The organism is Rhizobium sophoriradicis, assembly GCF_025200795.1.
GTDB classification, from domain to species: Bacteria; Pseudomonadota; Alphaproteobacteria; order Rhizobiales; family Rhizobiaceae; genus Rhizobium; species Rhizobium sophoriradicis.
In genome coordinates, this window is record NZ_CP104152.1 from 2,671,687 (window position 1) to 2,685,586 (window position 13,900).

A 13,900-nucleotide genomic window follows, 5' to 3' on the forward strand; every position below is an offset into this window, starting at 1 on the left:
GCTTGTCACGCTACGGCCTTAAATCGGGTTAGGCAATCAGCCGTTGCCGGCCAGCAGCCGCTTGGCGGCCGCCCTCGCCTCTTCGGTTACCGAAGCGCCGGCCAGCATGCGGGCGATCTCCTCGGTGCGGTCCGTCTGAGCCATCGTCGCCACGCGCGTGGCGATCTTTTCCGAACCGTCGTTGGTCGGCCCCTTGGAGATCAGCAGATGAGTCGCCGCCCGCGCCGCAACCTGCGGCGCATGCGTTACCGACAGCACCTGCACCCGATCGGAAAGGCGCTTCAGACGCTGGCCGATCGCATCGGCCACGGCGCCGCCCACACCGGTATCGATTTCGTCGAAGACGAGCGTCGGCGCCGACCCACGATCGGCGAGCGCCACCTTCAGCGCCAGCAGGAAACGCGACAGCTCGCCCCCGGAAGCGACCTTCATGATTGAGCCCGGCCGCGTGCCCGGATTGGTCTGCACATGGAACTCGACGACATCGATACCTTCGGCCAGCGCCTCCTGCGCATCGGTGGTGATCTCGACCATGAAACGGGCGCGTTCGAGCTTCAGTGCCGGCAGCTCGGCCATCACGGCCGCGGCCAGCGCCGTGCCGGCATGATGGCGCTTGTCGGAGAGTGCGCGTGCGGCGGTATCGTAGTTCTCCCGCGCTAGGCCGACCTCGGCTTCGAGGCGCGCGAGCTTCTCCTCGCCCGCGTCGAGATCGGCAAGATCGGCGATCATGCGAACGGCAAGCGCCGGCAGCTCGGTGACCGGCACGGAATATTTGCGCGAAGCGGCTCGCAGCGCGAAAAGCCGTTCCTCTACCCGCTCCAGCTCCCGCGGATCATATTCGGTCTTGCGCAGCGCCGCCTCGACCTCCATCTGGGCATTGGAGAGCTGATCGAGGGCGGCATCGAGCAGCGTCACCGTGTCTTCAAGCAGTCCCGGCGCCTCATGGCTCTTGCGCTCCAGCCGGCGCACCAGCGAGGCGATATGGGGCACCGGTGAGGCGTTGCCGTTCAGGAATTCGGAGGCTTCGGCGATATCGCCGGCGATCCGCTCGGCCTTCATCATCTTCTGCCTGCTATCGGCGAGTTCCTCCTCTTCGCCGTCCTGCGGCGACAGCTTCTCAAGCTCCTCGACGGAAGAACGCAGATAGTCGGCTTCACGCGCCGCACTTTCCACCTTCTCGCGATGTTTCTTCAGCGTTCGCTCGCTGTCGCGCCACAGGCGATAGAGCCGGGCGACCTCGGCAACCTCGTCGGTCAAGCCGGCGAAGGCATCGAGCAGGGTGCGGTGGGCATTGGTGTCGACAAGGGCGCGGTCGTCGTGCTGGCCATGGATCTCGACCAGCATCTGGCCGGCCTGGCGCATCAGCTGCACGCTGACCGGCTGGTCGTTGACATAGGCCTTGGTGCGCCCGTCCGCCGATTGCTGGCGGCGGAAGATCAGGTCGCCCTCGTCGTCGATGCCGTTTTCTCTGAGCAGCGCGCGAGCGCCGTGGTCCATGCCGACGTCGAACACCGCCGTCACCTGGCCCTTGTCCTCCCCATGGCGCACCAGACCACCGTCGCCGCGCCCGCCGAGCGCCAGCGAAAGACTGTCGAGCAGAATGGATTTGCCCGCCCCGGTCTCGCCCGTCAGCACGGAAAGGCCGGTCTCAAAGGCAAGATCCAGCCGCTCGATCAGGACGATATCGCGGATCGAAAGCTGGATCAGCATTGGACTTATGAACCAAGCAGGAGTTTCTTGCCTGCCGCAGCGATCCACGAGCCCTTGTTTTCACGCGGCTCGGCGCCACCGGTCTGCAGCAGCTTGTAGGAATCGGCGTACCACTGGCTGTCGGGGTAGTTGTGACCAAGAACGGCTGCCGCGGTCTGCGCCTCGTCGACGATGCCCATCGCGTAATAGGCCTCGACGAGACGGGCGAGCGCCTCTTCGATCTGGTTCGTATTCGGATATTTCTCGACGACGATGCGGAAGCGCGAAATCGCGGCGAGATATTCCTTCCGCTCCATATAATAGCGGCCGATCTGCATTTCCTTGCCGGCCAGCTGGTCGCGCGCATAGCGGATTTTCGCCTGCGCATCGTCGACATATTCGGAGTTCGGGTAATTGTCGACGACGGCCTGCATCGCTTCGATCGTCTTGGCGGAGGCGCGCTGGTCCTGCGTCACGTCGACGATCTGCTTGGAATAGGTGAGGCCGACGAGATACTGTACGTAAGCGGCATCCTGGGACTTCGGATATTGCGCCATGTAACGGTTGCCCGACGCGAGCGCATCATCGAACTTGCCCTGGCGGTATTTGACGAAGGTGCTCATCACAAGCGCCTTGCGCGCCCATTCGGAGAATGGGTTCTCGCGGTCGATGGCGTCGAACTTGCGCGCCGCTTCCGCCATGTTGCCGGCCTTCATGTTGGCAAGGCCCTGGGTGTAGAGCACATCAGGCGGATCTGTTTCCAGGCCGAGCTTGGTGATGTCGATATCGGGGTCCGACTGGCAACCAGATATAGAGGCGCCTGCGCTGAGCACCAGAAGCGATGCGAACAAAGCGCGCGCTGTCTTCATCATACCTTCAGATCCTGCATAAGCCATTCGAAAGAACCCCACTGCCGCCGCTCGCTCCACGGCAGCTACGCCTCGCTGGCGTTTCTAGCCACAAATGTGCATCGAGAGCAACGCAATGATAAGGCATTAACGCATTTTTGTGGCAGCCGCGGCCGGAAATGCCGGCTTTTCACCTTCTTGCCGACCTGTTGCAGCTAAGCACCTGCCGTAAAATGCCTATCGCCGCAAACTCGGGCGACATAAAAAAACCGCCTCCGGGAAAGAGGCGGCCTGGTCTTTGAGAATAGGCTGGAGGTCATGCCGACCAGGGAGCGAATTCCGCAGCGCTGACGGCAATCAATTCCCGAGCAGCGACGCGCTGGCGCGGCGTCGAGGTCTCGACCACTTCGTAAGCGGAGGGATCGGCGAGCAGCGCCTTCAGCGCATTGGCGTTCATCTTGTGGCCGCCACGGTAGGAGCGGTAGCAACCGATAAACTGGACGCCAGCGAGCGACAGGTCGCCAACGGCATCGAGCGTCTTGTGACGGACGAACTCGTCCTTGGCGTAACGCAGCCCTTCGACGTTGATGACGGTGTTGTCATCCGAGATGACGACGGAATTTTCGAGCGACGAGCCGAGCGCATGGCCCGAAGCCCAGAGCCGCTCGACATCGCGCATGAAGCCGAAGGTGCGGGCGCGGGAAAGCTCGGTCTTGAAGACCGCGGCGCTCATGTCGCCGGCCCATTTCTGCCGGCCGATCAGCGGGCAGTCGAAATCGATTTCCACTTCGAAGCGTGTGCCGTCATAGGGACGGAATTCGCTCCAGGAACCGCCATGCTCAATTCGCACCGGCTTGGTGATGCGGATATAGCGGCGCTTGACGCCGAGCGAGACGAGACCGACCTGCTCGATCGCCTCGACAAAAGGCAGCGAACTGCCGTCCATGATCGGCATTTCGGCGCCCTGCACTTCGATCACCACATTGTCGAGGCCGAGCGCATAGATGGCGGCCATGACATGTTCGATCGTCGCAACCGAATGCGTCGGTGAAAAGCCGAGCACGGTGCAGAGGTCGGTATTGCCGACCTGCGAAGAGACGGCCTTCAGTTCGGTGATGTCGCCATTGTCGTGCAGGCGCTGGAAAACGACGCCGGTGTCCGATTCGGCCGGGTTCAGCGTGATCGAGACATTAGCACCCGAATGGACCCCAATGCCCGAGAGCGTCACGGGACGCGATACCGTCGTTTGAAAACCCAGCAAGCCAATTGCCATAAAATCTGCCTTTATTCTTCCGCTCCAGTGATCTGACCCACGGCGCGGTTATCATTCATTCTGCAGAAGGAGCCTCGTTGAGGAGTCTCCTAGGGCAGTTTCCTTGCACCATACTTACGTGCGCCGGCCCCCCAATCCAAATCACTGTTTCTTTCGCATTGTTACGAAGTCACGCAATTGAAATCGCTGGAGAATCCGAAGCCGAAAAACAGCAATGCCCGGGACCTGGATCCCGGGCATGAACGGTGCCGAAGCCCCGATCTCAGTTCGACTGGCGGCGCAGGAATGCCGGGATTTCCAGCTGGTCGTCTTCCTGCATCATCCGGGCCTGCGGAACCGCGCGACCCTGATCGTCGAGATTGCCGCGGCGCGGCGCGTAGAGGCTTGCCTCCGGCGACAGCGGACGGCGCTGCTGCGAAGCAGCCGGCGGTGCGGCAGTCATGTCGGCTGCAACCGCGTCATCGTCGCGGCGTCCCAGCGAATTGGTGATTCGCTTGAGCAGACCCATTGGGCCGCGCTCTTCCTGGCCATGCGCGGAAGCCGCCTGCGTGCGGTGGTCGAGCTCGGCCTGGACGACCGGCGGGAAGTCTTCGACCTTCGGCATGCGCATCGGCTCGGGCGCCTGACGAATGACAGGCTCCTGCCGGACCGGCTGCGGCTGGATGGGCTGCTGCTGGATGGGCTGGCTCATCACCGGCTGGCTCATCACCGGCGCCGGAGCCTGCTGCGGCACCTGAGGACGCATGGCCGGAGCCTCCGGTGCAGGCGCGAAGATCTTGCTCTGCGGACGGAAGACTTCCTGCTGCGCAGCAGGCTGCTGAAGCGGTGCGGCGGCACGCGGGGCCGGGATTTCGAGCTCGCGTTCCATCTCGGCTTCGCGGATGGTCTGCGCGATCGGATCAATGGCCTTTGGTGCCTGCATCACCGGCGCAGGCTGAACTGCGGCCGCTGCCGGAGCAACAGCCGCGGAGGGACGGATAGCGGGCTTGGCAGCCGGCTGGAAGTTGCGCTCGGCGGCTTCGCTGATCGCCCGGTCGATACCGGTCGCGACGACCGAGACGCGGATGATGCCCTCGAGCGATTCGTCGAAGGTGGCGCCGAGGATGATGTTGGCGTCCGGATCGACTTCCTCGCGGATACGGGTCGCGGCTTCATCGACTTCGAAGAGCGTAAGGTCGCGACCGCCGGTGATCGAGATCAGCAGGCCCTGAGCGCCCTTCATCGAGGTTTCGTCGAGCAGCGGGTTGGCGATCGCCGCTTCGGCGGCCTGCAGTGCGCGGCCGGCGCCGGAGGCTTCGCCGGTGCCCATCATCGCGCGGCCCATTTCGCGCATGACCGAGCGGACGTCGGCGAAGTCGAGGTTGATGAGACCTTCCTTCACCATCAGGTCGGTGATGCAGGCAACGCCCGAATAGAGAACCTGGTCGGCCATGGCGAACGCGTCGGCGAAGGTCGTCTTGTCGTTGGCAATGCGGAAGAGGTTCTGGTTCGGAATGACGATCAGCGTGTCGACAGACTTCTGCAGTTCCTGGATGCCCATCTCAGCGAGACGCATGCGGCGGCCGCCTTCGAAATGGAACGGCTTGGTGACGACGCCGACTGTCAGGATACCCTTGTTACGGGCGGCCTGCGCGACAACAGGAGCAGCACCGGTACCGGTACCGCCGCCCATGCCGGCGGTGACGAAGCACATATGCGTGCCGTTCAGGTGATCGACGATTTCGTCGATGCACTCTTCCGCAGCCGCGCGGCCGACTTCCGGCTGCGAACCGGCGCCGAGGCCTTCGGTGACGTTGACGCCGAGCTGGATGATACGCTCGGCCTTCGTCATCGTCAGCGCCTGCGCATCCGTGTTGGCAACGACGAAGTCGACGCCCTGGAGGCCGGCGGTGATCATGTTGTTGACGGCGTTGCCGCCACCGCCGCCGACGCCGAACACGGTGATGCGCGGCTTCAGCTCTGTGATGTCAGGCTTTTGCAGCTTGATTGTCATGGTACCTGTTCCTTCTCTCTCTGGCCGCATCGCCACGCCGGCCAATTACTCAAATTTCAGAAGCTTTCCTTCAGCCACTGGCCCATCCGGGCTATGCGGCTGTTATTTCCCCCAAGCGACATGAGCAGACCGCTCTGTGACGCATGTGTCTCCATGTCCGCGACCTGCGGATAGATCATCAGGCCGACGGCCGTCGAAAAGGCCGGACCCTTGGCCGCCGTCGGCAATCCCGAAACGCCCATCGGACGGCCGATGCGGACATTGCGGGCAAGGATGCGCCGCGCCACTTCGGCGAGGCCGGTCAGCTGGCTTGCACCGCCGGTCAAGACGACGCGCTTGCCGACGATCGGGCTGAAGCCGGAGCGCTGGATCCGGTCGCGGATCAGTTCCATCGTCTCTTCAATTCGCGCCGACACGATTCGCGAAACCAGCGCCCGCGGCACCTGCGACGGCTGGTCGCGATCATCCTCGCCGATCGGCGGGATCGAGATCAGCTCGCGCTCGTCGGAGGAGTTCGAAAGTGCCGAGGCGTGCACGACCTTCAGCCGCTCCGCATCCTCGATGCGAGTCGAAAGGCCGCGCGCCAGGTCTGTGGTGACGTGATGGCCGCCGAGGCCGACGGCATCCGTATGTACGAGCTTGCCTTCGGCAAAGACCGAAATGGTCGTCGTGCCGCCGCCCATGTCGATCGCCGCGCAGCCGAGCTCGACCTCGTCATCGACGAGAGCGGCAAGGCCGGATGCATAGGGCGTCGCGACAATGCCCTCGACCGAAAGATGCGCGCGGTTGACGCTGAGCTCGAGGTTCTTCAGCGCCGAGCGCTCTGCCGTCACCACATGCATGTCGACGCCGAGCGCATCGCCATACATCGCCAGCGGATCGCGGATACCGCGCTCGCCGTCGAGCGAGAAGCCCGTCGCCAGCGAATGCAGCACCGAACGGTCCTGGCGCAGCGATTGCTGGCAGGCGGCCGACAGTACCTTCTTCAAATCGTTGGGCTCGACTTCCTGGCCGCCGAGATCGATCGTCGCCGTGTAGATGTCGCTGCCAAGGCGGCCGGCCGTCAGGTTGACGATCAGGCTCTCGACGGTCAGCCCCGCCATGCGCTCGGCCGCATCGACGGCGAGGCGGATGACGCCTTCCAGCGCGTCGAGGTCGGCGATAACGCCGGTCTTGATGCCGCGGGAGCGCTGGTGGCCGATGCCGATGATCTCGATATTGTGCGTGCGGCCCGGCAGGATCTGGCTTTCCTCGCGCGGCGTCAGCCGGCCGATCATGCAGACGACCTTGGTCGAGCCGATGTCCAGCACCGAAACGATATGAGACCGCTTCGACGAGAGCGGCTTCAGGCGCGGCAGTCCGAAATGGGATGAACCGAACAAGCTCATATATTCTGCCCCGACTTCTTCAATTCCTTCGTACGCTCCGTTACCGCCGCCTGCCGGCGGACCGCCGCTTCCGGCGTCAGCTGGATCGCGGTCCTGTCCGGCAATCTCAGATCGACCGCAGCGATGTCGCGCTCCAGCAGCTGGTGCTGCTCATCGAACTTCGAAAGTGTGGCCAGCGCCTGATCGATGCCGTCTTCCGGCAGCTTGACGATGACGCCGTTATCCATGTGCAGGTCCCAGCGACGTCCCGATATCCAGACATAGGCCTTCACGCGGGCCTTCACGTCGGGCCACTTCGAGAAGGCCTCGTCGAGCGAAGCCGCAGCCGTTTCCGCATCGCGGCCGACGACGAGCGGCAGCGACGAAAACTTGTTGTCGCGCAGCGGCGCGATGACGCTGCCGTTCTTTTCGATCAGCGAAAGCTCCTGCCCGTGCTGCCAGATCGCATAGGCTTGGCGCTCCTTGAGCTTCACCTCGATCGTCTTCGGATAGACCTTGCGGACCTCGACGCTTTCGACCCAGGGAAGATGGGCGATCTTCCGGCGAGCGGCATCGACGTCGAGCGCGACCAGCGAGGTCGTGCCGTCGAGGCCGATCAGCTGCAGGATTTCGATTTCGGAAGTTTCTGAATTGCCGGAGACCTTGACGTCCTCGATCGCAAAACCGGCGGCCGTCGTCGTCGCCTGGGCTACCGCTTCCGTGTGACCGCCGAGCGACATGCCGTAAAGCCCGGTCGCGCCTAAGAAAGCCAGCGCCGAAACCGTGCCCGTATGGGCCGGGATATAGATGCGGCCGCCGCCGAGGCTAATCAGGAAACGAGTGACGCGACGCAGTGGACGCGGCAGGACGAATCGCTCCTCGGCCTCCACGGTCGGAAGCACAGCATGATGGCTGGGACGCCCTATCCTCTTGACCGTCAACGCAAACAAGACGCGTCCTCCACCATCCACCGGAGAAATTCACCAAAGGAATAACCGGCATGACCGGCCATTTCGGGCACGAGCGAGGTTGGAGTCATGCCAGGCTGGGTATTGACCTCCAGCCAGATGATTTCGCCGTCTTCGGAGAAACGATCGTCGTAACGAAAGTCGGACCGACTGACGCCGCGACAACCGATTGCCTGATGCGCCCTTAGGGCCAATGTTTGTATTTTTTGGTAAATATTCGGTGAAATTTTCGCCGGGATGACGTGTTTTGAACCGCCCACCGCATACTTGGAATCGTAATCATAGAAATTGTGTCCCAGCGGCACCACCTCGGTGACGCCAAGCGCAGTCTCGCCCATGACCCCGCAGGTCAGTTCGCGGCCGTAGACATAGCGCTCGACAAGAACGTCCTCGCCATAGCGCCACTCGGGCGAGCTGACGACCTGCGGCGGATGCGCCTGATCTTCCGTGACGATGACGACGCCGAAGCTCGACCCTTCGCGCACCGGCTTCACCACATAGGGCGGCCTCATCGGATGCACTGAAGGAAAGGCGAAACGGTTGACGACCTGTGATTCGGCAACCGGAATGCCGGCAGCGGCAGCGACAAGCTTTGCCTTGTCCTTGTCCATCGCCAACGCCGAGGCGAGCACGCCCGAATGCGTATAGGGAATTTCCAGATATTCGAGGATGCCCTGGATGGTGCCATCCTCGCCAAAGGGCCCATGAAGCGCGTTGAAGACGACATCGGGCTTCAGCGCCGCAAGCTTCTCGGAAACGTCGCGGGCGACATCGATGCACGTCACCTTGAAGCCTTCGGCTTCGAGGGCTGCTGCGCAAGCCTTTCCCGAGGAAAGGCTGACGGGCCGTTCCGAGGAAAATCCGCCCATCAGGACAGCGACATGCTTGCGACTCATCAACACCCCCAAAAATAACTTTCACTTTTGAAAACGACGCTTGCGCGAAGCTGTCTGCGCCGTTCCGGGCCTTTGTCCGATCTGCATGCATTAGAGCATCATTATGGTTAATGAAGTGTTTACTTTCGTTAACTTCCATCTCGGAAATTGGCGATCTTTTACCTTTTGCTCATTTCGCCACCATTCCGACGCAAGCGGGGGGTGGACCGGAGCGGAGGCGAAAAATCCTGTGTCTTCAACAAGATATGGTGCCGCGCCGACCCGCGATGGCTCAGTCGAAGGACCGAGATGTCATCCCTTAACGGCCGCCGCCCGCAGGATTGATTAATGCGGAGAGCCGCAGCATGCGGTCCGCCCTGCTTTTTTATTGATGCGGGTCTGACTTCCGGTTAGCCAAGGCCGATGGATGAGCAGGGAGAAGATCATGCGATGCCTCGTCACCGGCGCTGCCGGCTTCGTCGGTAGTCCACTTGTCAAACGGCTGCACGCAGAGAAGATTTGTGATCTGGTGGTCACCACCAGATCCCAAACGTCTGCCTTTCCTGATGATGTCAGGCATTTTCCGATAGACATAACCGACAGGACCGACTGGGCGGCGGCACTTGCAGGTGTCGACGTCATCCTCCATCTTGCCGCCCGCGTTCACATCATGAACGACCGCGCAGCCGATCCGCTGGCGGAATTCCGCCGGACCAACACCGCCGCCACACTCAACCTTGCCGAACAGGCGGCCCGCGCCGGCGTGAAGAGATTCGTCTTCGTCAGCACCATCAAGGTCAATGGCGAAGAGAACGATCGGCCGTTCCGGCATAACGACACGCCGAAGCCGATCGATCCTTACGGCATTTCGAAGCTTGAAAGCGAAATCGGTCTGCGCGAAATCGCCGCCCGCACCGGTATGGAAATCGTCGTCATCCGCCCGCCGCTGGTCTATGGGCCTGGCGCAAGAGGTAACTTCGCCCTTCTTGTCGGCCTCGTCCGCAAGCGGATACCGCTCCCCTTCGCTTCACTGAAGAACCGCCGCACATTGGTGGCTGTGCAAAATCTCGTCGATCTGATCATCACCTGCGCGGCGCATCCGGCCGCCGACGGCGGGATTTTCCTCGCTGGAGATGGTGAGGACCTGTCGACTCCGGAGCTCATCCGGGGAATCGCGGCGGGGCTCGGCGTCAAGCCGATGCTGGTCCCCTTCCCGTCTGCATTGCTGCACATGGCGGCGAAGGCTGTCGGGAAGGAGGCCGTCTATCAACGCCTTTGCGGTTCGCTGCAGGTCGACATATCCGAGGCACGCAAGGTTCTCGGCTGGACGCCGGTCGTCACGCCGCGCCAAGGCCTGAAACTGGCGGTGAAGTAGCCGTTATTCGCTAGTGACGCCCTGGAACGGACGCACTTCGCGGCCGGGCATGAAGACACCGAGGCGCTTGATTTCCCATTCGAGCTTGATGCCATCTTTCTCGAAGACCTCGCGGCGCACCTGCTCGCCAAGATATTCGAGATCGTAGCCGGTCGCCTGCCCCATATTGATCATGAAGTTGCAGTGAAGCGACGACATCTGCGCGCCACCGATGACGAGGCCGCGGCAGCCCGCCTCGTCGATCAGCTTCCAAGCCGAGTGGCCGGGCGGGTTCTTGAAGGTCGAGCCGCCGGTCTTCTCGCGCACCGGCTGCACCGTCTCGCGATGATTGCGCACGGCATCCATCTCGGCGCGGATCTGGGCGCGATCCTCTGGATAGCCCTCGAACAGCACCGAGGTGAAGATAAGGTCGGCAGGGGCTGCGGAATGCCGGTAGGAATAGCCCATCTCGGCATTGGAAAGCACATGCTTGTTGCCCTTGCGGTCGACCGCGTTGACCTCGATCAGCCGCTCGCGCGTCTCCACCCCGTTGGCGCCGGCATTCATGCGCGCCGCGCCGCCGATGGCGCCGGGAATGCCGTAGTAGAAATGGAAGCCGCCGATGCCGTTGTCCATCGCCATCGCCGCGACATGCTTGTCCGGGCAGATGGCGCCGGCAAGGATGCGGTTTTCACCGGCCAGCTCGACGAAGCCGAAGCCCTTGGCGGACAGGCGCAGCACGACGCCGGGAATGCCGCCGTCGCGCACCAGGATATTGGAGCCGACGCCGATCACCGTCAGCGGCACCTCTTCCGGCAGGATCTTCAGGAAGGCGATGAGATCGTCGACATCATGCGGCTGGAACATCAGCTCGGCGAGCCCGCCGGCCCTGAACCAGGTGACGCGGTCCATGGGGGCATCCGGCGTGATGCGACCGCGGATATCCTTTACACCGTCTCCGAGAGACGCGAGAAGCTTTTCCCCATTCACCTGTTTCATGCGGACTTTCCCGATAGGCCTTCCAGTTGTCTGGGCAGTGCCGCTGCCCAGGATGTGATGCTCCCAGCCCCCAACAGAACCACGAAATCACCAGGCTTTGCAACCTCTGCAACCATCTCAGGCAGAAGCTCGGCCGAAGACAGGAAGCGGGCGTCGCGATGGCCGCCGGATTTGATGCGGGAGACGAGCGACGTGGAGTCGACGCCTTCGATCGCATCCTCGCCCGCAGCATAGACGGGCGCCAGCAAAATGCTGTCGGCATCGTTGAAGCAGGCAGCGAATTCCTCGAACAGGCTTGCGAGGCGGCTGTAGCGGTGCGGCTGGTGAACGGCGATGATGCGGCCCTTACAGGCTTCGCGGGCGGCGCGCAGCACCGCCTTGATCTCCACCGGATGGTGGCCGTAATCGTCGAAGATCTGCACCCCGTTCCATTCGCCCGTCAAGGTGAAGCGGCGCTTGACGCCGCCGAAGGAGGCAAGCCCCTTGGCAATGTCGGCGCTCGATATGCCGAGCCGGTTGGCAACGGCGATCGCCGCGGTCGCGTTGGAAATATTGTGCCGCCCAGGCATCGGCATGACCAGCCCCTTGAGCTCGGTCACCTGGCCGGTGCGGCGGCGGCGGATCTCGACATCGAAAATCGAGCGCGTACCGTCGATGCGCACATTCTTGAAGCGCACGTCGGCCTGTGGGTTCTCGCCATAGGTGATGATCTTGCGGTCCTCGATGCGGCCGACCAGCGACTGCACCTCGGGATGGTCGAGGCACATGACGCCAAAACCGTAAAACGGCACGTTCTCGACGAACTGCCGGAAGGCGGCGCGCACGGCATCGAAATTGCCGTAATGATCAAGATGTTCGGGATCGATATTGGTGATGACGGCGACATCTGCCGGAAGCTTCAGGAAGGTGCCGTCCGATTCGTCGGCCTCGACCACCATCCACTCGCCCTCGCCCATGCGGGCATTGGTGCCGTAGGCGTTGATGATGCCGCCGTTGATGACGGTCGGGTCGAGCCCGCCGGCCTCGAGCAGGGTCGCCACCAGCGAGGTCGTCGTCGTCTTGCCGTGGGTGCCGCCGATGGCAATCGCATTGCGGAAGCGCATCAGCTCGGCAAGCATTTCGGCGCGGCGCACCACCGGCAGCAGCTTTTCACGGGCGGCGATAAGTTCCGGATTGCTCTTCTTGATCGCCGTCGAGACGACGACGACTTCGGCATCACCCAGATTTTCAGCCCGATGGCCGACGAAGACTTCGATGCCCTTGTCGCGCAGGCGCTGGACATTGGCGCTGTCGGCCTGGTCCGATCCCTGCACCTTATGGCCGAGATTGTGCAGCACCTCGGCAATGCCGCTCATCCCGATGCCGCCAATGCCGATGAAATGGACGAGACCGATCGCCTTCGGCAGTTTCATGCGCGTGTCCTCTTGAATTCTGAGACTGTCTTGCCGGCGGCAATAGCCTCAACCATGTCGGCAAGCAAGTTCGCCGCATCCGGTTTCCCGGCAAGCTTCGCAGCCGCCGCCATGTGCGACAGCTTTTCCGGATCGTTCATCACATGGCTCAGTATAGAGGCGATGCGTTCAGGCGAAAGCTCGGACTGAGCGATCACCTTGGCGCCGCCGGTCGCAGCCAGTGCGGCGGCGTTCGCCGCCTGATCATGATCGAGCGCATGCGGATAGGGCACCAGGATGGCCGGACGGCCGATGACGGAGATTTCCGAAACCGTGGAAGCGCCGGAGCGGCAGATTACCAGATGCGCTTTGGCAAGACGCTCAGCCATGTCGTTGAAAAACGGCGCGATATCCGCACCCATCTGCAGCTGCGCCACACAGCCGCGAACCATCTCCATGTCCTCCGGCCGAACCTGCTGGGTCACCCTGAGCCGCGCCCGCAGCCCGTCGTCGAGCAGGCTGATTGCCGTTGGCATGGCCTTGGAGAAATACTGCGCGCCCTGGCTGCCGCCGAAGACGACGAGATTGAACGGCTCGCCGGGCTGGGAAGGCTGATACGGCTGTTCGGCCGCGGCAAGGATCGCAGGACGCACCGGATTGCCGGTCGCAACCGTCTTGTCGGAAATAACATCGCCGCTTTCCTGCAGAAAGCCGCCGGCAATCGCCTTGACGCGTGGGGCCAGCGCCTTGTTGGCGCGCCCCATGACGGCATTCTGCTCATGCAGCATCGAGGCAATACCGAGCCGCGTGGCGGCCAGCAGCGGCGGCACGGTGGGGTAACCGCCGAAACCGACCACGATAACGGGCTTTAGCCGCTGGATCAGCTTCTTGGCCGCCCGCATGCCGCTCCAGAGGGTCCACAGCGAGCGGGCGACGGCGACAGGGTTCTTCGAACCGATCGTCGCCGACGGTACAACGTGGATCTCCTCGGCGGGGAACTTGCCGGCATAACGCTCGGCCCGGCTGTCGGTGACGAGATGCACCGAATAGCCGCGCTCCTTCAGCTTGAAGGCCAGCGCCTCCGCCGGGAACACATGGCCGCCGGTTCCCCCGGCGGCAAGCAGCACGATGCCTTTGCTCATA

Annotated in this window: 11 protein-coding genes; 1 reads left to right on the forward strand and 10 read right to left on the reverse strand. The window is 62.8% G+C overall.

Annotation, left to right across the window (positions count from 1 at the left end; all coding sequences use genetic code 11):
* Positions 1-36 precede the first annotated feature (36 nt).
* From recN to N2597_RS13375, 7 genes are all read right to left on the reverse strand, one after another.
* Complete coding sequence (recN, locus tag N2597_RS13345) at positions 37-1,710, reverse strand: DNA repair protein RecN (protein WP_183597219.1); 1,674 nt, start codon at positions 1,708-1,710, stop codon at positions 37-39.
* A 5-nt stretch (positions 1,711-1,715) separates the two neighbouring features.
* Positions 1,716-2,585, reverse strand: a complete 870-nt coding sequence (locus tag N2597_RS13350) for an outer membrane protein assembly factor BamD (RefSeq protein WP_170961440.1) — start codon at positions 2,583-2,585, stop codon at positions 1,716-1,718.
* A 268-nt stretch (positions 2,586-2,853) separates the two neighbouring features.
* On the reverse strand, positions 2,854-3,810 hold the full coding sequence (lpxC, locus tag N2597_RS13355) for a UDP-3-O-acyl-N-acetylglucosamine deacetylase (RefSeq protein WP_038690115.1): 957 nt from the start codon (positions 3,808-3,810) through the stop codon (positions 2,854-2,856).
* 262 nt (positions 3,811-4,072) lie between these two features.
* The gene (ftsZ, locus tag N2597_RS13360; RefSeq protein WP_038690117.1) at positions 4,073-5,803 is read right to left on the reverse strand and encodes a cell division protein FtsZ; all 1,731 of its coding nucleotides are present in this window, start codon (positions 5,801-5,803) and stop codon (positions 4,073-4,075) included.
* Positions 5,804-5,859: 56 nt separating this feature from the next.
* Positions 5,860-7,191: a cell division protein FtsA gene (ftsA, locus tag N2597_RS13365; RefSeq protein ID WP_183597217.1), complete on the reverse strand. Its 1,332-nt coding sequence runs from the start codon at positions 7,189-7,191 to the stop codon at positions 5,860-5,862.
* The gene (locus N2597_RS13370) at positions 7,188-8,120 is read right to left on the reverse strand and encodes a cell division protein FtsQ/DivIB (protein ID WP_106795407.1); all 933 of its coding nucleotides are present in this window, start codon (positions 8,118-8,120) and stop codon (positions 7,188-7,190) included. Before N2597_RS13370 ends, ftsA begins: the two co-directional genes overlap by 4 nt.
* Complete coding sequence (locus N2597_RS13375) at positions 8,108-9,034, reverse strand: D-alanine--D-alanine ligase (protein WP_183597215.1); 927 nt, start codon at positions 9,032-9,034, stop codon at positions 8,108-8,110. The genes N2597_RS13370 and N2597_RS13375 overlap by 13 nt, the downstream gene beginning before the upstream one ends.
* A 424-nt stretch (positions 9,035-9,458) precedes the next feature.
* Here N2597_RS13375 and N2597_RS13380 point away from each other — a divergent pair, with 424 nt between their 5' ends.
* Positions 9,459-10,388, forward strand: a complete 930-nt coding sequence (locus tag N2597_RS13380; protein WP_183597213.1) for a UDP-glucose 4-epimerase family protein — start codon at positions 9,459-9,461, stop codon at positions 10,386-10,388.
* A gap of 3 nt (positions 10,389-10,391) precedes the next feature.
* On the opposite strand, the gene murB is transcribed toward N2597_RS13380, so the two are convergent.
* From murB to murG, 3 genes are read right to left on the reverse strand one after another with little or no spacing between them, the layout of a single operon-like run.
* A complete protein-coding gene (murB, locus tag N2597_RS13385) occupies positions 10,392-11,366 on the reverse strand; it encodes a UDP-N-acetylmuramate dehydrogenase (protein ID WP_038690123.1) in 975 nt (324 codons plus the stop codon).
* On the reverse strand, positions 11,363-12,778 hold the full coding sequence (murC, locus tag N2597_RS13390) for a UDP-N-acetylmuramate--L-alanine ligase (RefSeq protein ID WP_038690125.1): 1,416 nt from the start codon (positions 12,776-12,778) through the stop codon (positions 11,363-11,365). The genes murB and murC overlap by 4 nt, the downstream gene beginning before the upstream one ends.
* Positions 12,775-13,899, reverse strand: a complete 1,125-nt coding sequence (murG, locus tag N2597_RS13395) for an undecaprenyldiphospho-muramoylpentapeptide beta-N-acetylglucosaminyltransferase (RefSeq protein ID WP_038690127.1) — start codon at positions 13,897-13,899, stop codon at positions 12,775-12,777. Before murG ends, murC begins: the two co-directional genes overlap by 4 nt.
* Position 13,900 lies beyond the last annotated feature (1 nt).